This window comes from Paenibacillus methanolicus (genome assembly GCF_008124765.1).
GTDB lineage: Bacteria > Bacillota > Bacilli > Paenibacillales > Paenibacillaceae > Paenibacillus_Z > Paenibacillus_Z methanolicus.
The window spans coordinates 1-19,412 of sequence record NZ_VNHS01000006.1; the positions used below are offsets into that span (position 1 = coordinate 1).

Genomic DNA, 19,412 nt, shown 5'->3' on the forward strand with positions numbered 1-19,412 from the left:
ATTAGCATCCGTTTCCGAATGTTATCCCGGTCTTACAGGCAGGTTACCTACGTGTTACTCACCCGTCCGCCGCTAACCTTACCCCGAAGGGTAAGGTCCGCTCGACTTGCATGTATTAGGCACGCCGCCAGCGTTCGTCCTGAGCCAGGATCAAACTCTCCAATAAAGAGCTCGAGTCTAAGACTCATTACTTAACTAGCATTTGACATATCGCTCATTGTTCAGTTTTCAAGGAACAAGTTAGTTACTTACTTTTTCGTCCCGCTCTAGCGACCGGAATTAGAATATATCATACTTCGTCCGTGCCTTGCAACTGTTATTTTTGTTTTTATTTTTCGTTACCGGTTGAACCGGAGTAAAAACAGTCAGCTGCGTCTTCCGCTTGTCCGCTTGTCCAGCGGGCGGATTTATAGAATACACCGCACCGTACTTGAAAGCAAGTTGTAAAATATCCCATTCAACTTTGATCACCGTTCAACCGTATAGGCAGAGTCTCCGCTATTAAATAAGCGCGGACCATGCCGTACTCCATGTTTCCGCGCTTATTGGGCAGCCTATTCCATTACAATCGTTTGTTTCATCTCTTGATACGCCGCATCGCCGATCATGCCCAGGCGCCACAAAGCGATCCCCTTCAAGCCGTATCGTTTGGCTAAGCCGATTTTGTCATTGACGGTCTGCGCATTCTCGCTGCCGAACGATATCCCGAGCAAGAGCTGGTCCTTCTTCACTTCCTTCAGCGCCAGCCGAATCCCTTCGTCTACGCGTTTCATCGGTTCCGGAGATTCGCCATCCTCATAGTGATAGGCCATGATGACCAACTCGTCGGCTACCTTGGCCAATTCCTTGTAATCGTACCCATGATAGGCGCCGTTCAACGGATGAAGCGCGAGCGATATTTTCAGACCAAGCGGCTTGGTCTTTGCTTGCAGATTCTGAATAAATCCGGTGAATTGCTGCTGCGCGAGCTTCCGATCGCCGGTCAAGCCCAAGCCTTCGAAGTCGATCGCGACGCCTTTAAACCCTTTCTCCTTCGCCGTCTGAACAATCGCTTCGATAGCCTTAGCGCTGAGGTCAGGGTCGCTGAGTAATTTCGTCACTTCTCCCGATCCGTCAGTACCAAATACCATAAAGTATGGGTCGGTCCCATTAGCGGCAGCATCGGCGACGATCCGCTCCGGCGTAATCTCGCCGGCGGCTTGCGGCCAATAAAAGTCGATGCCGTCGAAGATGAGCTCGCCCTCTTTATTTATGCGCGACCAACCGAACGAAACGGCGTCGAGCGAATCGATATAAGCACGCTCTTTAAAGGACGACATCGCGTAATAAGCCATCGCATAGATATCTTCGACTGGCGATTGGATCGTTACCGTCTTCGTTGCGCCGTTCCATGCGACGCCGGCACCGAACTGCGAACTGAAAAAGGCGAGCGGCACGAGCGTGCTACCTGCTTGATTAATCGGCGCGGCAGTCAGCTGCGCCGCGGTCCCGTTCACAATCGCCTGCTTCTTATTCAGCTGCAAGACAACCTTCTTCAACTGCCCTTGCACGGTTTTCGTGGCGGTTATCGCTTTCTTCGCCGGGTCCCAAACGACCGAAATGCGCAGTGCTTCCGCTATGGCTCGAAACGGCACCATGTTCGTGGAGTTGACGATAACCGGTTCGCTCGGGAAGGACAACGGGTATCCGTCAAGTATTATCGAAACGGAAGGCTTGGCGACAGGCGCCGCCAACGCCGCTTGCGAACCGGAAATTAACATCGTTGCTGCAGTGATGGCCATTGCGGCCTTTTTAGAAAATCCCTTAATTTTGATCCTCTCCCAATCTATGAATATCCCTATCATTATAGCATGTTCGATAGGTTCATTGATCAAGAAAGGCCAGGACCTCTATAATAGAGAAAAACGCAAAAAAGGTGATGAACATTATGGATTTCATGTTGGACCGATTAACGGATAAGATCGAATTTTATCAGGCTTACGACCTTGCTTCCCTTGAAAAGATAATCGCCTCTAAAATCGACGATAACAAGGGGATGCTGCTGGAAGTGCACGCTGTCCAGCACAACGTCGTATTCGATCCAAGAGCGGAGAAAATGCTTTACAGCGCGACGGTCCATTTTAAAGCGAAAAAGTAAACAGCCGTCATCGCGCGATAACAAAACGATGAGCGAGCGAGGAGCATGAGAATGAAGACGAAACACGACGTGTTTGCTCATATTGACGACCATGGCGCCAGCTACAAAGCGATTTCCCGATACATCGGGGCAAATCCGGAGCTGGGCAACAAGGAGTTTATGGCCGCCGCCAAAATAACGGAAGAGCTGGAGCGCCAAGGGTTTCGGGTGGAACGCGGCGTTCTTGGTTTGGAGACGGCTTTCATCGGCACGTACGATTCGGAACGCCCAGGACCCGTCGCGGCCTTCCTCTGCGAATACGACGCGCTGCCGGATGTGGGTCATGCTTGCGGACATCACCTGATTTGCATGATGAGTCTTGCGGCCGGCGCGGCGCTCAAATCGGTCGTGGACGCAACCGGTGGCAGTATTCGGATCTACGGCACGCCGGCGGAGGAAACGAACGGCGCGAAAGTGACGATGGCGGCTGCAGGCTTATTCGACGATTGCGATTTTGCGCTGATGGCCCACCCCTACTACAAGTTCGAAAAGTCAGGCTCGTCGCTGGCCATGGACGCGATACAATTCGAATTCTTCGGACAGACGGCGCATGCGGCGGCAAGTCCGCACGAAGGCGTGAATGCGCTGGACGCCGTCCTTCAGCTGTTTAATTCCATTAACGCCATGCGTCAGCAAACGCGTCCCGATGCCCGCATTCACGGCATTATCGACAACGGCGGAACCGCTCCGAACGTCATTCCCGGTTACGCGTCCGCTAAATTCTACGCGCGCTCCGCTTCGCGAACGTACACGAACGAGCTCACGGAGAAGCTGAAACGATGCGCGGAAGGAGCGGCGCTGCAAACCGGCTGCACGTTGAAGCGGAACATGTACGAATTGTCGTATGACGAACTGCGGACCAACGAAACGTTATCGAATGCGTTCACCGCCAACCTGCTCGAGGCGGGTATTCCAGAACATGACATTACGACCGGCGTCGATCATGGTTCGCTGGACCTTGGCAATGTATCGCTTCGTTGTCCGGCTATCCATCCCTATGTGAAGATCGTCGAGGAACGCTACCTGCTGCATACCGTCGAATTCCGCGATGCCGCCATGACCGAGCGCGCCCTCGAGCGGATGATCTTCGGGGCGAAAATGCTGGCGGCCACCGCCTATGACGTGGTGACGACTCCAAAGCTGCTCGCGGGAATCAAGTCGGAATTCGAACAAACGAATGCTTCTGTATAAAGTGCACCTTCCATCGTGCCTTCAAGTCATCAATATAAGAAAGCCAGGCTGGATGATCATCCGGCCTGGCTTTCTTCGTTATTCTATAGCGTTACGTGCAGCGGCTGTATCCGCAAGTTCCGCACGTCTTGCAGCCTTCGATGTGCACGAGCGTCGCGCCGCCGCAGGACGGGCACAAGTCGCGCGGGTGCGCTTCGGATGGCTTGCCGCCGTAACCCGCAGCGCTAGCGGAAGACGACGACGCAATCGTCGGCAATGTTGCAAAGGAAGGCGCTTCGGCTTCGGCTGATGCCGCTTCCTCTCCGTTCGCCGTGATATGGAGTTCGAGCGATTTGGCTACCGCGTCCGCAATGGACTCCACGCGGTTCGCGCCGAATCCGATCGCGCCGGAGCCGCCGATGCCTTTCAAATGTTTGATGAGCAGCTGCACTTTGTTGCCATGGTCGCCGTATCGAAGGAACAACGAGCAGACGCGGCCGAGCGCTTCCGCCATCGCGAAGACGTCGGAGCCCGCTTTGCCGACATTCAGGAAAATTTCGACCGGCGTGCCATCGAGGTCATTGATCGTAATATAGGCCATGCCGAACGGCGTATTAATCTTGTACGTCGCGCCGCGAAGAATGGATGGACGGCGTTTGTACTGCTTGTCGATGACCGGCTCCGCAATCCTGTTCGCCTCGACCGCGGACGCAACAGCCGTCTCCGCCGCGACTTTGAACGCCGCCGCTGCCACGGTTTCTCTATCGTCCGCCGCAGGTTGAACGGATGCCTGTTCTTTGTCGTCCTCGTCCTTCTTCGTCGAGAGCACCTGAACGTCGCGGCTTCCGTCGCGGTAGATCGTGACGCCCTTACAGCCCAGTTCGAAGGCCAGCTCGTAAAGCCGCTTCGTCTCGTCGACCGTAAAGTCGTTCGGACAGTTCGCCGTCTTGGAGATGGAGCTGTCTACCCAACGCTGGATCGCCGCCTGAACGCGAATGTGGTCTTCCGCCGACAGACTCATGGACGTCACGAAATAATCGGGCAGCTCTTCGCCCGGATTCGCATCCTTCCATTGCTGCGCGATCGGCACGTACTGCTTGTCGAAGCCAAGCCGGCTTTGACGGAAGTATTCGAATGCGAAGTATGGCTCGATGCCGGTCGACGTGCCGACCATCGTTCCCGTGCTGCCCGTCGGCGCCTGCGTGAGCACCGTGACGTTCCGCATGCCGTTCGTCGCAACCGATTCGCCAAGCTCCGGATACGTCTGGATCATTTGTTTCATAAATCCGCTCTGCGCGAATTTATCCGCCTCGAACGCTTCGAACGAACCTTTCTCCGCCGCGATCTCGGAAGACGCCATGTACGACTCGCGCGCGATAAAGCTGTAGAGCTTATCGAGGAACAGCAGCGATTCCGGGCTCCCGTAACGGACCTTCAGCTTGATCATCAGCTCGGCCAGTCCCATGGAGCCTAGGCCGACGCGGCGTTCGCGCTTCTGGTTCCGCTCATTCTCTTCGAAATGGTACGGCGTCGCGTCGATGACATTGTCCAGGAAGCGGACGGCGTAACGGGTAACTTTGCCCAGCTCGGCCCAATCCACGTCATGGTTCGCTTCATCGTAAAATTTGGAAAGATTGATCGCGGACAAATTACAAACGCCCCACGCTGGCAGACCTTGCTCGCCGCAAGGGTTCGTCGCGATAAGCGGGTTGAAGTACCAGCTGTTGGACATCTGGTTGTAATATTCCATAAAGACGACGCCCGGCTCCGCCGACTTCCAGGCGGACTCGATGATGGTATGCCAAATTTCGCGAGCGCGCACCGTCCGGTAATGAATGACGCGTTTGCCTTGAGCGCGCCACTTCGCCAGATCGCCGTCCCAATCTTCGTCGTATCCTTCTTCTTTCGTATCCGGGAACACCAGCTCCCAGTCCAGATCCTCTTTCACCGCGCGCATGAAATCGTTGCTGACGCAAACCGACAGGTTGGCGTTCGTCACTTGACCCATCGTCTGCTTAACCGTAATAAAGTCAAGCACATCCGGATGCCAATCGTGAATCATGAGCATAAGCGCGCCTCGGCGGCTGCCGCCTTGCTCGATCAATCCCGTCGTGTAGCTGAATAGTCCGCCCCAGGACACGGCGCCGCTGGAGGAGCCGTTCACGCCTTTCACGACCGACCGTCTCGGACGGAGCGAAGACAGATTAATGCCCACGCCTCCGCCGCGAGCCATAATTTCCGTCATTTCGGACAATGTCTCCATGATGCCGCCGCGGCTGTCCTTCGGCGAGGGGATTACGTAACAGTTGAAGAGCGTAAGCTCGTCGCTTGCGCCGGCGCCCGCCGCGATTCTACCGCCGGGTACGAGCTTCCAGTCGTCCAGCAAATAGCGGAACCTCTCCCGCCATTGGTCGCGTTTCTCTTCCGTCTGCTCCGCGCCGGAAATCGCGCCGGCCAGCCGGTCCCACATCTCCTCGGGCGTGCGTTCGACCGTCAAGGTCAGCTTCTCGACCGGCGCGTTGATCGTCTCGCCGCTGCGTAGCAGAACGGTCGCTTCGTCGCCGCTGCGGGCGATGACCTCGCCGACTTCCTTCGTCGGGAACTTGGGATCGTCCTTCGTCAGGACGAGCACCGTATCGCCCATTTTCGCCAGCTCCGGCGAAGCTTGCTTCCAGGCGTAACGGTCCAAAAATATTTTCTCGCTCAATCCCTCTAACCGGCTGCTGCTCTTCGTAACCATTGGCATCCGTTCCTCCCCATAAGCTTCGTTCACTATATCTTGTGTCCTTATGCTATTGTACCACACTAAATATAGACGTAAATAGTGAAAAACAGCCTATTCGGACAATCTAACGCCGTACAAGCTCGTTCAAGCTGGCTGTATCTTCTTCATGCGCTATTTTTCCTTTTCGCGAACGGTCCAGCTTTTTCTAACGCCCTCTTATGAATTGCTATGTTCACGGTCATACTATGAAGGACTTGTATACCCTTCACCTGGAAAGGAGTTCCTTCATGACGCAATCGGCGAACGATCTACGAGGGGATCAGCCTTCCTCCATCCTGACGCGAAAATTAAACGCGCACGTTAACGTCCAGTTCGACAGAACCTGGTTCACCGAGCTGCAGCAGCGAGTCGACCGCAACGGCCCGTGGGACGATTGGACGATGTATCAGTTGGCCGTCGAAGCCGAGCAATCCAAATTGATCGCGAGCTTCGATGATTTGCAGTGCATGAGGACGCTCCCCGCGCTTGAACCGATGCCGCATCAGATCAGCACGGCTCGCAAGGTGCTGCATGAGATGAGCGGCCGCGCGATTCTCGCCGACGAGGTTGGACTCGGCAAGACAATCGAAGCCGGCCTTATTTTGAAAGAGTACTTGGTTCGCGGGCTTGTCAATCGCGTGCTTATACTCGTGCCGGCCTCTCTCGTGCTGCAATGGGTGCGGGAGCTGAACCAGAAGTTCGGCATTCCGGCCATCGCGCAAAAAAAAGAACATTCCTGGCAGAACGACGTCGTCGTCGCCTCGATCGATACGGCCAAGCGCGACCCGCACCGCGATATTTTGCTCGGCATGGACTACGATCTGCTTATTATTGATGAAGCGCATAAGCTAAAAAACAAAAAAACGACCAACTACCAGTTCGTCAATCAGCTGCGCAAAAAATATTGCCTGCTGCTAACCGCCACGCCCGTCCAAAACAATATGGACGAGCTGTATAACCTCATCACGCTGCTTAAACCGGGACAGCTTGGCGGACAAAGCGAATTCTCGGCGAATTTCGTCGTGGACAAACGCGTGCCGAAGAACGAGGACCGGCTTCAGGAAGCGCTCTCGAGCGTCATGGTCCGCAACCGGCGAGGCGACGGCGGCATTCAATTCACGAAACGAATCGTGAAAAACATTCCGCTACCGCTGTCTGCCGAAGAACAAGCGCTATACGACGCCGTGACCGGCTTCGTGCGCGACCGCTATAACGAGAGCGGCGGCGACTGGTCCAGCATGCTGGCGCTCGTGACGCTGCAGCGCGAGGTGTGCTCCAGCCGCGACGCGGTATTCCTAACGCTGGTGAACTTGTTCAAGAAGACGGCCGAGGATTCGCCGATCCGCGCGAAAATATGGGAACTCGTCGAGTTCATTCGCAATATTCAAGCCAACTCCAAAGCGGAGAAGGCGATGGAGCTCATTCGCGAGATGAACGACAAGGTCATCATTTTCACGGAATATCGAGCGACGCAGGAATATCTGCTGAACTACTTCCGACAGCACAACCTCGTGGCCGTTCCTTACCGCGGCGGCATGAATCGAGGCAAGAAAGACTGGATGATGGATCTGTTCCGCGGACGCGCGCAGGTGCTGATCGCGACCGAAGCCGGCGGCGAGGGCATTAACCTACAATTCTGCCATCACATCATCAATTTCGATCTGCCTTGGAATCCGATGCGCGTCGAGCAGCGGATCGGGCGCGTCCACCGGCTTGGACAGAAGAACGACGTCAAAATTTATAATCTCTGCACGTTGGGCACGATCGAGGAGCATATCGTCGAACTGCTCCACGAGAAGATCAATTTGTTCGAACTGGTTATCGGCGGTCTGGACCATATTCTCGAACGGTTCGAGAAAGAGGATCAAACGCTGGAGCAGCGGCTGTCGAAAGCGATGCTCGAGGCGGGCAATACGCAGGATCTGCGCAGTCGTATCCAGGATCTGGGCGATTCGCTCAGCCGGCTGAAAGAGGAAGTCGAGTCGGAGGAAATCGAAGATACGCCGATCGGAGCCATCCTTGACGCCGTCGGCCAAACGGTGGAGGTACGGCCATGAACGAGCGCCAGGTGCACAAATTCGTGCAGCGTTACTTGGAGACGACCGACAGCCGCGTCGTGGAGAAATCGCCCGCGCATTATATCGTCAAATTGTCGCCCCAAGCCGACCGGGATCTGACTAATCGCCCCTTCTATTGGAGCTTTGTCGACCGGACGGGAGCCGATCCCGAGACGATGACGATGCTGCTCGTAACCGACAAAAAGAAATATGAGGAGCGGCAAAACAACGAGCAGCATGACGGGAACCAGCCTGGCGGCGCTACGCAGGTCAACGGCACGAGCGCGGGCACTCCGATCGGAGCCGCCGCGGATGCCGCCATCGGCCGGTCGTTGGGCTTCGTTCATGGAAGTTTAAATACGAACCAGCGAATTCCGCGCGAGGATTTGCACTTCGGGTCGCGCAAGCTGGAGCAGCTCTTCCAGTCCGCCAAGTCCGGCGGCAGCTATGTGTGCCTGTTCCAGGAGCCCGATCGGAAGAATGCCCACCCTCTTCAGTCCACGGCCTACACGGCTTGGCTGGGCATCAATCTGAAAGTCGAATTCGCGTGCGATATGAAACGCGAGGAGTTCCACTCCATCGGCGTATCGTTGGCGACGGGGCAATGCGTCGAAGAGTTTCATGAATCGCTGCTCGGACTTCGAATGACCCCGCGCCTGCCGCCTAACGTGCACACCGCCAAAAACGCGCTAACGTTGAATAAAGCCGCTTCCTTAGCCGAGTCGCTCATCGAACGCAAGCTAAAAAGCTACGATTACGGTTGGGCGCAAGGCGCGGCCGCGCGACTTGAGGAGGAACTCGCCACGATCCGGCATTATTACGAGCCCTTGATCGCCGCGGCCGAGGATGAGGAGATCCGGACATCCATCCAAACTCAATTTGAACGGCGGCAAGACGAAATCCGCTGGCAGTACGAACCCCGCGTAAGCGTATCCGCCATAAACTGCGGCATTTTCTATTTGGCGGGAATCGGGTAACGACAAGAAGAAGGAGATTGACCGTTAATCCGAACTTATGCGGCAAAAATAGAAGGAGCTTGTCCCGCTTTGGCGCGACAGGTTCCTACATGCTTCGTATCCGGGCTGCGGTACAATGTCCATACTCCCCATACTTCGCGGAAGAGCAGGTGGTCGATAATGCGCAAATGGATTCCTCTATGTGCGGCTATGCTGGTCATGTTAATAGGAGGTGGCGGCATGTTAGCTGCGGCGGCGCCACAACCGCCAAGCACCGTTAACGGCGAGTCATCTCCGGCTTCCGAACTTGAGCGGCAAGCGGGCTTCTGGATTCAAACTATCGCGAAACAAAAAGGCTTCCAAGACTGGCTCGGCGCCAAGGCGGATATTACGCCGATCGGTCCGGGGCAGCACGGATGGCTGGTCACCCTGCGAGGCGCCGATTCGTGGCCGGTCGGGTATTTAATTATTCACGCCAAAGAGGAAGGCGGCTTCCAACTCGGCGAATACGGCGCCGGCCGCCATCCTGTTTTTGATCCCAATACGCTGTATACCTCGATGGTTCATCAAGGTCTCATTGCCTCCTATGCCGAAGCGACAAAACGGCCGCTGAAGCTGGAACGCTTGTACGTTCACCCTCTGCTGGCCGTTTGGAAATGGACTTCTCCGGATGGACAAGTCCGCTATTTGGATGCATGGACGGCCGAAGAGCTGCCCATTACCGACAAGCATTGGAAGCAAGCGGCGATTAATCTTCGCGCCGAATCGCTTGCGGGCGGTATAGCTTTAATGAACGGCCGGATTTCGACGTCGCGCACGAACGAGATTTTCGATGCCTACGAACGCATGCCATGGCTGACCAAAAAGCCGATCGCCGGCATGCAGAGCAAGCTCCTCGTCTCGCTGCTGGACCAAAAACGGCAAATTCGCTTTACATCCGAGCTTTATGACAAGCAAGTTCTGTTCGTGTGGCCCGCGATCGGCTATCATCGTTGGGACGATGACTCGTTGTTCGTATCATTCGATCAATACGGCTCGCGTTTCATTCCGATGGCTGCCATCCAATCGGAAGGATTATTTTTCAACGACTAGTTCCTGTTGTTCCGTCTCCATAGTCCGGTCCTTCCTTGCGCGCCACCACAGCGCGATTCCGACTGGAGCCATACCGAACCACTTGGTCAGCCAAGGCTCGCGCGCAGCCTTGGCTGCTTGCCGTTTCTGCCTGCGTTCTTCTTCCGGCGTATCGATGTAGGTGACGACCTGCTGCGTCACGTACTTGATTAGATCATCGCGTCCGGCCATCGGTCTTCCCTCCTTTATGTCATACCCTTCTACTTTGTAGTGTGTCCGCGCGCCAACCAATTCAAACATGCATGAGTTGCCTGCCAAAATGCCAGTCTAAAGGAGGTGGTACCAATCATTCCGAAAGGTGGAATCTTCCTTGCGCATACATGCGAACCATCGCTTGCCTATCCTCGCACGGGCTGCGTCGCTATTCTGCTTACTGGTCATGCTATCCCCGGCACCAGCCTCTGCGGATGATCCCATACCGGGACCTGACTACAAACGCGCGCTTCCCGCGGCGGAGGTGTTGATCGACGTCGGACATGGCGGTATCGATGGCGGTACGGTCTATAACGGTCTGCTGGAGAAAGACATCAATTTGGCCGTAGGCAAAAAACTCTATTTGCTGCTCCGTTCAAACGGCATTCGAGCGGTGATGAATAGGGACGGCGACTACGCGCTGAGCGACGACAACCGCTGGCACGGCAGCCGTTCGCGCCATCAACGCGACTTGTCGCAGCGGACCGAGCTAAGCCGAGAACTCGACACGACCCTCGTCGTAAGCTTGCACGTCAATTGGGCCGATGATCGCAGCGCGAGCGGACCGTTGGTGCTTCATCAGCGAGAGGGCCAAAGCGCGCTGTTGGCGGGTTTCATCCAGCATGCGCTGAACGTTCGTCAGGATGCCTCCGCCATGCCCCGGATCGGCAAGCCATACTTCCTGCTCAAGACGATCCGGGAGCCTGCGGTCATCGTGGAGATGGGCTTCATGAGCAATGCGCGCGATCGCGCGCTGCTGACCAATCCCCGCACGCAGCTGCAGATCGCGGACGCCATCGCGTCAGGGGTGCGGAATTATATCCTTTTCCGGTGAAGGCACCAGCATCTCGGACAGCTTTACGAAAACCGCCCGCTGCGAAATTTGAGGGATCGAATCGCGAAGCACGGCTGCCGTCTTTTTGCCCGGAGGACCGACATGGCCGATCGTAACGCACGCTTCGTGCGCGCTGAGGTGCTGCTTGACGACCCCCATTTGCTTCGCGATATGCTGAGCGGTATAGACATCGTCGAGAAATACGTGATTCGATAGTTGCGGAACGCCGAGCTCGGCCGCCAGCTTCGGAATCACGGACTTGCCCGTCGTGCGACTATCCAAGAAAAACATGCCGTGCTCCTTCACGACCGTCAGGACGATGCGCATGACGCGTTCGTCGCTCGTCGCCTTCGAACCCATATGATTATTCATGCCGATCGCATACGGCACGTCCCCGATCGCGGCTTCGACCCGTCGGCGAATTTCGTCATCCGGCAAATCCGTCGTAATGGCGCCGGGCCCGAGCCAGGAGCGTTTACCGCGATTCGGCTCCATCGGCATGTGCACAATCACGTCCAAACCCTTCTCATGGGCCAGTGCAGCGTCGCGCTTGGTGGTCGGCATGAACGGCATGACGGCGGCGGTGAATCGGATCGGCAGCTTGAACATCTCCTCCGTGCCGGTCATGCCGTTGCCGAAATCGTCGATGACCACGGCAATCTGCCGGTCGACCAACGAAGAACGTTCTTCTGACTCCGCTCCCTCGGCGGATATCCGGGTTAACGGGAATACAAGCAAACCGCTTAACAGAAGCGCGGCGATGGTTACGATTAGATTCCGCATGCGAATACGCCCCTTTCGCGTAAAGGATATCCTCATTGTGCGATGCGGCCCGTTAAACTATCCGAGGGAATTCCAGCTTGATTGCACAACCGGTCCATCGATCGCTCGACCGGACGCGGAAGCACGCGCAAAAAAGGAACCTCCCCTTTGTATTGGTTAGGTTCCCGTCGAGAGACGTTCCGAAGCTCCCGTGCGATCACTCCGTCGCTTGCGTCAAATCCGTCCTCGGCGATTCGAACGGTTCGTATACGTAAGCCCTGCTCAGCTTCACTACGCGTCGATTATGGCGCCGGATTAATACGGTATCCGCGTCCCACGCGACGACGATGCCGATGACGTCGTTCCGTTCGAGCCCGTCGCGCACGACCCGAATTTTGGTCCCGTCTTGACGATACTTGTCCAACTCGCTCTCGCTCACCATCTTCATTTTCCCCCTTTTATGAACAAACAAAAGGCCTCGGGCACCTGACTCGGCATGCCCAAGGCCACTATTATACATCGCTCCTGCCGGATGCATTCGCGTTAACCGACATGCTCCTTCGAGTCGTTCGTCTCGTACCACTCGTCCAAAACACGCGAGGACATCACGCGGCTGGCGATGTATTCGGCTTGTTTCTGGGAGAACTGCTCGCTCCAGGCGAATTCGAGCTCATCGCACAGCTTCACGATTGTTAACAGCTCCGACCATGCAACGTATCGTTTATACCAGAAAAATTGCGGATGCTCGATCATGTACGGATACAGGTCGTCGAACTCGGTATGCTTGCAATCGAGCGCGCGCTCGAAGTGAACTTTAGCGTCGGACAACTTGGATTGCAAATACTCGGCTGAAAATTTCCCCATGCTTGTGTGCCTCCCCTCGGTTCTCATGACCATTATAGCGGATAAACCTTCATCCGAAAACCCACTATGCGTGGTACATTTGACCTTATTCCTATTCGAACTGGATCGTACCGCCTTCGAGCGACTTAATGCGTACGAGCGAATCCACCCGAATGCCCTGTTCGCGGATCGTCCGCGCGCCCGCCTGGAACGATTTCTCCACCACGATGCCAAGACCGGCCAGCTTCGCTCCCGAGCGCTCGATAATCTTGATCAATCCCCGCGCGGCATCGCCGTTGGCTATAATATCGTCGATGAACAGCACCGTGTCTTCCTCTTTCAGAAATTGGCGCGAGACCATAATATCCGTGACGATCCCCTTCGTAAAGGAAGGCACCCGCTCCATATATGCGTCCGGATCGGCGATTAGCGTCTTCTTCCGTCTAGCGAACACAAGCGGCACGCCAAGCGCCATAGCGGTCGCGAAAGCTACCGGGATCCCCGACGATTCGACCGTAATGACTTTCGTGATGCCCGATTCGGCATACAGCCGGGCGAACTCCTTGCCCATCTCCAGCGTCAGCTCAGGCTCGACCTGATGATTCAACAATCCGTCCAATTTGAGAACGTCCTGGTTCAGGACGGATGCTTCTTCTAAAATGCGCGTCTTCAATCGTTCCATCGCTTTCCCTCCACGGAAAACCTTTTTTCGTAAAGGTACCACACGCGCGCCCGAATGCGCAACCACATCTATCAACCAATCGAGGAACTTGTCATGCCTGTCCCTGCCCGGGCATAGGGTGTAATAGAGCGAGTGAATGGCGGAGAAAGGCAGGACATGGGAATGAATAGATTCGTGAAAGTCATGCAGATCGCCTTTACGTACATGGGCACGATCGTGGGAGCCGGATTCGCGACCGGTCAGGAAATCCTGCAATTTTTCACCCGCTTCGGCAATTGGGCCGTCGCGACGATTATCTTGGCAACGGTTATGTTCATCTGGCTCGGCACCAAAATGATGCTGATCGCTTCGGAAATTAACGCGAAGTCTTATGAGGACGTCAACAAAGTGCTGTTCGGCGAGCGATTCGGCAAGTGGGTCAGCCATTTCATGCTGATCGTTCTATTCGGCGTCACTGCGGTCATGCTGGCCGGGGCCGGGTCGATATTCAACGAGCATTGGAATATCTCGTACCAATCCGGCCTGCTTATCACGCTGCTCTTGTGTTTCTTACTGCTGCGCAAAGGGATGAACGCTATATTGGCCGTCAACTCGATCGTCGTGCCGATTATGCTCCTGTTCACCGTGTTCATCGTCATCGATACGATGAACACGCCCGAAGCGAACAGGTGGATACTCATGACGAGCGACCTTTCGCCTTTAGCCGCATGGATATCGCCGTTTCTGTACGCCGCCTTCAACCTCTCCATGTCCCAAGCGGTACTCGTGCCGCTCGGAGCCGAAACGAAAGATCGCAAGACGATCCTGTACGGGGCATGGCTCGGCGGGATCGGGATTGGATTTATGCTCATTGCAGGCCACTTCGCGCTGTCGGCTTACATGCCGGGCATTCAGCAGTTCGCAATCCCGATGGGCGCGATCGCCCGCGAGCTGGGCAGCGGCATCCAGTGGATGTACATTTTCCTCATCTTCGCGGAAATTTTCACAACGTTGATCGCGGATATCTACGGGTTGACGCTGCAGCTGCAGGAGCGCTTCAAAGGATCGCAGACGCTCATCATACTGAGCATTCTACTCATATGTTACCTGCTCAGCCAGATCGGCTTCGGCACGTTGCTCTCCACGCTGTATCCATTCTTCGGGCTAATTAGTCTAGGCTGGCTCGCGCTCCTTATCCGGCAACGAATTGCGGACGTTAATAAATAAGCGCTTGAAAAAGGCCGCACGCGGCGGAAAGCTTCCTTTCGTTCTAGGAAGATAATTCCACCAGCTGTGCGGCCGGCATGGCTTCTATAAGCAAATCTCTAATGTGCGGATGACAGGTCAGCAGAAGCAGCTGCCTGCGGCCGGCAATCTCCTTCACGATCTCGACCGCCGCTTCAAGCCGGGCGCGGTCGAAATTGACGAACAGATCGTCCAGCAGCATCGGCAATCCCGCGGACGCCGACGCTTCATCCGCGAGCGCCAGCCGCATGGCGAGGTAAACCTGCTCGGCCGTCCCCCGGCTGACATGAACGCTATCGACGACCCGGTCGTCCGGCGTATGTAGATGCACGGTCTGCGCGCCGTCCGGAATAACGATGCGCGTATACCTCCCTTGCGACAAACGCGTCATGTAACGGGATGCGTCCCGTAGCACCCCAGGCTGACGCTTCTCTTCCATCATTCGCTTCGTGCGGCGAATCATCGCGAGCGCGGCCGCGCGGACGAGAAACTGTTGCGACAATTCTTCGACGACGGCCGCCGTCTGTTCCTTCTCTTCCGCCAGCCGGCGTCGATCGTCCTGCCGGATCAACGTGTCCAGCTCCTGGCGCAATCGGCCGATCTGCTCCGAACGGCTCCGATAACCGCGTTCTAGCTCGGCCAGCCTCTCGCGCGTCCGTTCGGCCTGGAGATGGAGCGACGCCTCGTCGGAGACCGCATACCACTCTTCGATCCGAACTAGCTGCTCATCGGTTAAGCCGGCTCCCAGCTCGGCGTTCATACGAATTAATGACGCGGAAAGCCATCTTCTGCGTTCGGATGTTTCCAGCGCGCTCGCGAATTCGAGCGCGTCCGCCGCACCGGCCATCGCAAGCCATTCCGCGACCTGCGCCTCTTGGACGGCTAACTCCGCCTGCGATTGAGCCGCCAAGCCATCCCAGGCTTGCAGCTGCCGAAGGAGCGATTGCGCCTCGGCGTTCACGGCCGATTGACGCTGAAGCAGCGCGTGCAGCTGCCGAATGACGACCTCCGGCTCTTCCGCGACGCGATCTCCGTTCATGCCGCAACGAGCCGCAATCTCGCCAACCTCATCCCCGAACCGGCCGACCCGGCTTGTCAACTCGGCATGCTTCATCGCCGATCTTGCCGCCTGCTGCAGCCGGTCTTGTCCCTGTTCGGCCAAGTCTAGCAGCTCAAGCGCGCCGTCTGTCGTCACGGAAGTGGGTAGTCCTCTTGCCGAGAGCCATTGTTCGCGGCGTGACGTCAAATCGTTCAGCTCACGAACGGCCTCTGCCGTTCGCTGCCTCGCTTCTTGTTCCTGGGCATGCAAGCGGGACAATCTCGTCTCCGCTTCTTGCGTCTTCTCACGCAGCCGACCGGCTTCTCGAAGCTGTTCCAGCCGTTGTTCGATCGCGTTCCGGATGGATTCCCTGATATCGGAACGGCTCTCTAAACTAACTGCGGCTTCCGCCTCGCCTCGCGATATCGCGTCGACTGCGATGGCACGCGATCGCCCGGATCTGCTGCCGGTCGTTCGACTCGAGACCTGTGCATGCGAATCGAGGCGGAGCGCCGCAATTATCGGTCCCGGCTCGGCGATTAACGCGCTGACAGCAGCGGTCAACCTATTGGCGGCCGCCTGCTGCTCCGATGCACCGGCGCCGACAGTCGGCCGGGCGTGAAGATCGGTTGCCTGCTTCGGCCAAAATAAAGCGCCTAGCATGCCGGCAATCGCCCCGGCGCCGGCAGCGGCCGCAGCCGCCGGCCATCCGCGCGAGACGAGCAGCGCGGAGGCGAGACCGAGTACGACGGCAGCCGCCCAGAAGAAGCGGGCCGCAGAAGGTTGGTTCGGCTTCCGGTTCGGAACAGACTCTGCTGCTTGACCGCCGCGAAATTCGGCCAGCTCCCATTCCCGAATCGCTTCTTCGAACAGACGCGACGCCGACTGCAGCGTTTCGGCGCTCTGCGGCTTCAGCTCGATTCCGACGCGCCTGTGGCGAAGCGACTCCATCTCCAGCTGCCACTTCTCCAGCAGCTGGCGCGACTCGCGAATATCGGGAAGGAGGCTCCTCAGCAGCGTTTCCGCCGCTTCCATCTCCCGCTGCAGCTCCGCTTCTCTTCCGCGCCAACGCCTTAACGTATCGCGATCTTCCACCGTCGCATGGAACGAAGATAGGCTTTCTTCCGTCCAATCCGGTGAAATCCGGCCAACTAACCGTGCCAGCGCCGCGCGATGCTCGCGGATTTCGACGGCTAACTCCGCGATCTCCGTCCGTATGGATGCGATCTCCCGCGCGGAAAGCAGCAGATGTTCGATCGGTTCCGCATCGTCTAGAACCGCCTCGTCGTTGGGCAGTAGCGACAGCTTGGTCCGGCATTCCTCGCGATCCGCATCCAGTCGCGCGATCTCCGTCAACAACTTGGCGCGCTGATTCATTAACGCATCGTGGCGATGACGAAGATCTTCCGGCAGCAGCGGCCACGTTGCTAACGACGCAAGTTCCAAGAGCAGCGCCCGCTTGTTCAGCCATAATTCATGCTGCGCGACCGCCCGATCCAACAAGGCCGACTCCGCGCGCAACCCGGTTACCGCCTCTTCTTCTTGTCGAAGCGCGAAGGATTCCTCCTCGATTTGATGGGTGAGACGCCGATAAGTCTCGATCGGATCCGCAAACCGCCTTAACTCGTTCTCCAGCTCCTCCCATGTCTTCGCCGCTCGATTCAGCGGTTGCGTGCTTCCTTTGGGACGATACAGCGCGTCCAGCTGGCCCGTCAATTGCTTCTCCGCGAACGCCGCCGCCGCGCCGCCGCTCCAGCCGGCATGGTACAGCTGCTTGCCGAGCTCATCGCCTTCGAGCATGCCGATCGCCTGCAGCTCCGTCAACGTGATCGCGAACAATTCGCGATAAATCCGCTCGCTAATCCCGTCCAGAAATTGACGTTCCCATTGCGGCTGAGACAAGACCATTGCGTCTCCATCCGCAGATAGACCACCCGACTCGTCCAACCGTTTGACGATGACCTTGCCAGAGGAAGAAGCGTAACGTTCCATCACGTAGTTCAGCCCAAGCGCATCTTGAAAATACAACCGGCCGCCATGCTTGCCGCCGTAGAGCGGTTCCTGACGCTCGGTTCTATTCGCCTTGGAGGCGAAACCATAGAGCATGCTTCGCGCAAAGCCGAGTATCGTGCTCTTGCCCGCTTCGTTCGGTCCATAGATGACCGTCGGTCCTTCGCCAAGCTGCAGCCGGTAATCCGACCACTTGCCGAACCCTTCGATATGTATGCCGCTCCAACGCATCATGATCCCTCCTCCCCGGTTCCCGAACCGTGCTGCGCGTCGGCGCCGGCGACAAGCGAAAGCGCCAATTCGGCCGCCTCCCGCGCGATGCGGGCGTTCGCGTCGGGCGTCAGTTCCCGCAACATGCGCCGGATCCGGGTATTGAGGCGGAGCGATTCAGCCGCTTCTTCCGCCAGCTCTGCCATGAGGCCGGGGTGTTCCAATAGTTCTTCCGCCGACCGGAACAGCTCGCCCGCGAAGCTGTCTTCCTCCCGGAGCGCCTCTACGTTCAGTTCCGCGTTCGTCCCGACCTCGATGCCGGTCAGCCATATCCAGCCGTTCTCGCCTTCGGACGTTGGAACTCGCATCTCCAGCTGAGCGCGAAGCCCCTCCGTCAAATCCCTGGCGTACTCGGGTTGCAGCAGTTTGGCGTGAAGAGCTCCCCTGCCGGCAAGCCGCACCCGAATCATCGAGGCGCGGCCTTCGTGCTGCAGCGCTTGGCGGATCAAGGCATCCTCGATCGACTGAATGAGCGCATGCTCCGTCGCAAGATTCCCGATATCCACCTCGACGACCGCCCATCGCACCGTATCCAGCGGCACAAAGGTCAGCTCTGTCTGGTGGTTCTCGGCGACATCCACCACATAACAACCTTTCGCTCCCGTTTCTTTGATATGCCTGCCTTGCGTGTTGCCCGCGTATACCACGTACGGATCCCGGTGCAGCACCGCTCTCCCGTGGATATGGCCCAGCGCCCAATACTGGAACGGCATGCCGGTCAGCTCGCGAAGCGAACAAGGCGCGTAAGGGTCGTGCGAGCCATCCCCATCCACGTTGCCGTGAAGCAGCGCGATCTCGTACGTCCCGTCTTGGCGGGCGCGGTACCGCGTTGCCAGATTATCGTTGACCGCCCTGGCTCCGTACGAGATGCCATGAACGTAGGCGCATACGTCGCCTTCTCGGGTGTAAGCCGGGACGGATCGCGCGTATCCTTCTTCCTGGTTCGAGGCGAATACATGAACCCCCGGCGCCTGCTCCAAATTGGCCCGCGATCCCGATAGATGGTCGTGATTTCCGTGGATGACAAACAGCTGCACGCCGTGCGCGTGCAGCTTCTCCCACTCGCGGCGGAGCGTCAGCTGCGCCCGCAGCGAACGGTCTGCCCCGTCATATAGATCGCCCGAGATGACGATGAAATCGGCGCGATGCGCGATGGCCGCTTCGGTCAACCGCCTGACGGCATCGAAGGTCGATTCGCCGAGCGCCGCTCTCACGTGCGCCGGCGCCTCGGTCAATCCCCGGAACGGACTGTCGACATGCAGGTCAGCGGCGTGGATAAAGCGAAAACGAATGCCCATGAC

The 19,412-nt window shown here is 57.2% G+C and carries 16 protein-coding genes and 1 rRNA gene; 7 read left to right on the forward strand and 10 right to left on the reverse strand.

Translation table 11 applies throughout. The features are described from left to right. Together BCM02_RS16205 and BCM02_RS16210 are read right to left on the reverse strand one after the other, a co-directional pair. Positions 1–166: ribosomal RNA gene (locus BCM02_RS16205) — 16S ribosomal RNA — on the reverse strand; the annotation flags it as partial. Between the two features lie 388 nt (positions 167–554). Further along, positions 555–1,781, reverse strand: coding sequence for a stalk domain-containing protein (locus BCM02_RS16210; RefSeq protein WP_148930171.1), 1,227 nt, complete (start codon positions 1,779–1,781; stop codon positions 555–557). A 146-nt stretch (positions 1,782–1,927) separates the two neighbouring features. Between BCM02_RS16210 and BCM02_RS16215 the strand changes: the two genes are divergently transcribed. Together BCM02_RS16215 and BCM02_RS16220 are read left to right on the forward strand one after the other, a co-directional pair. Next, positions 1,928–2,137 carry a DUF2536 family protein gene (locus BCM02_RS16215; protein ID WP_148930172.1) on the forward strand — a complete coding sequence of 70 codons (210 nt, stop codon included), beginning with the start codon at positions 1,928–1,930 and terminating at the stop codon, positions 2,135–2,137. Between the two features lie 51 nt (positions 2,138–2,188). Further along, a complete protein-coding gene (locus tag BCM02_RS16220; protein WP_148930173.1) occupies positions 2,189–3,367 on the forward strand; it encodes a M20 family metallopeptidase in 1,179 nt (392 codons plus the stop codon). A 91-nt stretch (positions 3,368–3,458) separates the two neighbouring features. Here the strand turns inward: BCM02_RS16220 and BCM02_RS16225 are convergent, their stop codons facing one another. After that, entirely contained in the window at positions 3,459–6,086 is a 2,628-nt protein-coding gene (locus BCM02_RS16225; RefSeq protein ID WP_148930562.1) for an adenosylcobalamin-dependent ribonucleoside-diphosphate reductase, read from the reverse strand. A 272-nt stretch (positions 6,087–6,358) separates the two neighbouring features. Between BCM02_RS16225 and BCM02_RS16230 the strand changes: the two genes are divergently transcribed. The 3 genes from BCM02_RS16230 (at position 6,359) to BCM02_RS16240 (ending at position 10,215) form a co-directional block, all read left to right on the forward strand. Then, the gene (locus BCM02_RS16230) at positions 6,359–8,167 is read left to right on the forward strand and encodes a DEAD/DEAH box helicase (RefSeq protein WP_148930174.1); all 1,809 of its coding nucleotides are present in this window, start codon (positions 6,359–6,361) and stop codon (positions 8,165–8,167) included. Further along, positions 8,164–9,144: a YqhG family protein gene (locus BCM02_RS16235; RefSeq protein ID WP_148930175.1), complete on the forward strand. Its 981-nt coding sequence runs from the start codon at positions 8,164–8,166 to the stop codon at positions 9,142–9,144. Before BCM02_RS16230 ends, BCM02_RS16235 begins: the two co-directional genes overlap by 4 nt. A gap of 219 nt (positions 9,145–9,363) precedes the next feature. Beyond that, positions 9,364–10,215 (forward strand): hypothetical protein, encoded by an 852-nt coding sequence (locus BCM02_RS16240; protein ID WP_148930176.1) that lies wholly within the window; start codon positions 9,364–9,366, stop codon positions 10,213–10,215. Here the strand turns inward: BCM02_RS16240 and BCM02_RS16245 are convergent. Next, the gene (locus BCM02_RS16245; RefSeq protein ID WP_148930177.1) at positions 10,198–10,425 is read right to left on the reverse strand and encodes a YqzE family protein; all 228 of its coding nucleotides are present in this window, start codon (positions 10,423–10,425) and stop codon (positions 10,198–10,200) included. The two genes, BCM02_RS16240 and BCM02_RS16245, sit on opposite strands and share 18 nt — an antisense overlap. A 139-nt stretch (positions 10,426–10,564) precedes the next feature. Here BCM02_RS16245 and BCM02_RS16250 point away from each other — a divergent pair, with 139 nt between their 5' ends. Further along, positions 10,565–11,281 (forward strand): N-acetylmuramoyl-L-alanine amidase family protein, encoded by a 717-nt coding sequence (locus tag BCM02_RS16250; RefSeq protein ID WP_246183410.1) that lies wholly within the window; start codon positions 10,565–10,567, stop codon positions 11,279–11,281. Here BCM02_RS16250 and BCM02_RS16255 read toward each other — a convergent pair. The 4 genes from BCM02_RS16255 to BCM02_RS16270 form a co-directional block, all read right to left on the reverse strand. Further along, the gene (locus tag BCM02_RS16255) at positions 11,249–12,064 is read right to left on the reverse strand and encodes a divergent polysaccharide deacetylase family protein (protein ID WP_148930178.1); all 816 of its coding nucleotides are present in this window, start codon (positions 12,062–12,064) and stop codon (positions 11,249–11,251) included. The genes BCM02_RS16250 and BCM02_RS16255 overlap by 33 nt on opposite strands. Positions 12,065–12,260: 196 nt before the next feature. After that, positions 12,261–12,485, reverse strand: a complete 225-nt coding sequence (locus tag BCM02_RS16260; protein ID WP_148930179.1) for a hypothetical protein — start codon at positions 12,483–12,485, stop codon at positions 12,261–12,263. 101 nt (positions 12,486–12,586) lie between these two features. After that, on the reverse strand, positions 12,587–12,907 hold the full coding sequence (locus tag BCM02_RS16265; RefSeq protein ID WP_148930180.1) for a hypothetical protein: 321 nt from the start codon (positions 12,905–12,907) through the stop codon (positions 12,587–12,589). A 91-nt stretch (positions 12,908–12,998) separates the two neighbouring features. Next, positions 12,999–13,568: a xanthine phosphoribosyltransferase gene (locus tag BCM02_RS16270; protein WP_148930181.1), complete on the reverse strand. Its 570-nt coding sequence runs from the start codon at positions 13,566–13,568 to the stop codon at positions 12,999–13,001. Positions 13,569–13,730: 162 nt separating this feature from the next. Here BCM02_RS16270 and BCM02_RS16275 point away from each other — a divergent pair, with 162 nt between their 5' ends. Further along, positions 13,731–14,774: a YkvI family membrane protein gene (locus BCM02_RS16275; RefSeq protein WP_148930564.1), complete on the forward strand. Its 1,044-nt coding sequence runs from the start codon at positions 13,731–13,733 to the stop codon at positions 14,772–14,774. Between the two features lie 43 nt (positions 14,775–14,817). On the opposite strand, the gene BCM02_RS16280 is transcribed toward BCM02_RS16275, so the two are convergent. Both BCM02_RS16280 and BCM02_RS16285 read right to left on the reverse strand, forming a co-directional pair. Next, the gene (locus BCM02_RS16280; protein WP_148930182.1) at positions 14,818–18,075 is read right to left on the reverse strand and encodes an AAA family ATPase; all 3,258 of its coding nucleotides are present in this window, start codon (positions 18,073–18,075) and stop codon (positions 14,818–14,820) included. Next, positions 18,072–19,409 (reverse strand): metallophosphoesterase family protein, encoded by a 1,338-nt coding sequence (locus tag BCM02_RS16285; RefSeq protein ID WP_148930183.1) that lies wholly within the window; start codon positions 19,407–19,409, stop codon positions 18,072–18,074. Before BCM02_RS16285 ends, BCM02_RS16280 begins: the two co-directional genes overlap by 4 nt. Between the last annotated feature and the right edge of the window lie 3 nt (positions 19,410–19,412).

What these genes read in the sequence shown, in the direction of transcription:
- BCM02_RS16265 (WP_148930180.1), bottom strand. Translation starts at nt 12,907, where the DNA reads ATGGGGAAATTTTCAGCCGAGTATTTGCAATCCAAGTTGTCCGACGCT.
- BCM02_RS16280 (WP_148930182.1), bottom strand. Translation starts at nt 18,075, where the DNA reads ATGATGCGTTGGAGCGGCATACATATCGAAGGGTTCGGCAAGTGGTCG.
- BCM02_RS16210 (WP_148930171.1), bottom strand. Translation starts at nt 1,781, where the DNA reads ATGGCCATCACTGCAGCAACGATGTTAATTTCCGGTTCGCAAGCGGCG.
- BCM02_RS16215 (WP_148930172.1), top strand. Translation starts at nt 1,928, where the DNA reads ATGGATTTCATGTTGGACCGATTAACGGATAAGATCGAATTTTATCAG.
- BCM02_RS16245 (WP_148930177.1), bottom strand. Translation starts at nt 10,425, where the DNA reads ATGGCCGGACGCGATGATCTAATCAAGTACGTGACGCAGCAGGTCGTC.
- BCM02_RS16275 (WP_148930564.1), top strand. Translation starts at nt 13,731, where the DNA reads ATGAATAGATTCGTGAAAGTCATGCAGATCGCCTTTACGTACATGGGC.
- BCM02_RS16270 (WP_148930181.1), bottom strand. Translation starts at nt 13,568, where the DNA reads ATGGAACGATTGAAGACGCGCATTTTAGAAGAAGCATCCGTCCTGAAC.
- BCM02_RS16240 (WP_148930176.1), top strand. Translation starts at nt 9,364, where the DNA reads ATGTTAGCTGCGGCGGCGCCACAACCGCCAAGCACCGTTAACGGCGAG.
- BCM02_RS16285 (WP_148930183.1), bottom strand. Translation starts at nt 19,409, where the DNA reads ATGGGCATTCGTTTTCGCTTTATCCACGCCGCTGACCTGCATGTCGAC.
- BCM02_RS16255 (WP_148930178.1), bottom strand. Translation starts at nt 12,064, where the DNA reads ATGCGGAATCTAATCGTAACCATCGCCGCGCTTCTGTTAAGCGGTTTG.
- BCM02_RS16235 (WP_148930175.1), top strand. Translation starts at nt 8,164, where the DNA reads ATGAACGAGCGCCAGGTGCACAAATTCGTGCAGCGTTACTTGGAGACG.
- BCM02_RS16225 (WP_148930562.1), bottom strand. Translation starts at nt 6,086, where the DNA reads ATGGTTACGAAGAGCAGCAGCCGGTTAGAGGGATTGAGCGAGAAAATA.
- BCM02_RS16260 (WP_148930179.1), bottom strand. Translation starts at nt 12,485, where the DNA reads ATGGTGAGCGAGAGCGAGTTGGACAAGTATCGTCAAGACGGGACCAAA.
- BCM02_RS16230 (WP_148930174.1), top strand. Translation starts at nt 6,359, where the DNA reads ATGACGCAATCGGCGAACGATCTACGAGGGGATCAGCCTTCCTCCATC.
- BCM02_RS16220 (WP_148930173.1), top strand. Translation starts at nt 2,189, where the DNA reads ATGAAGACGAAACACGACGTGTTTGCTCATATTGACGACCATGGCGCC.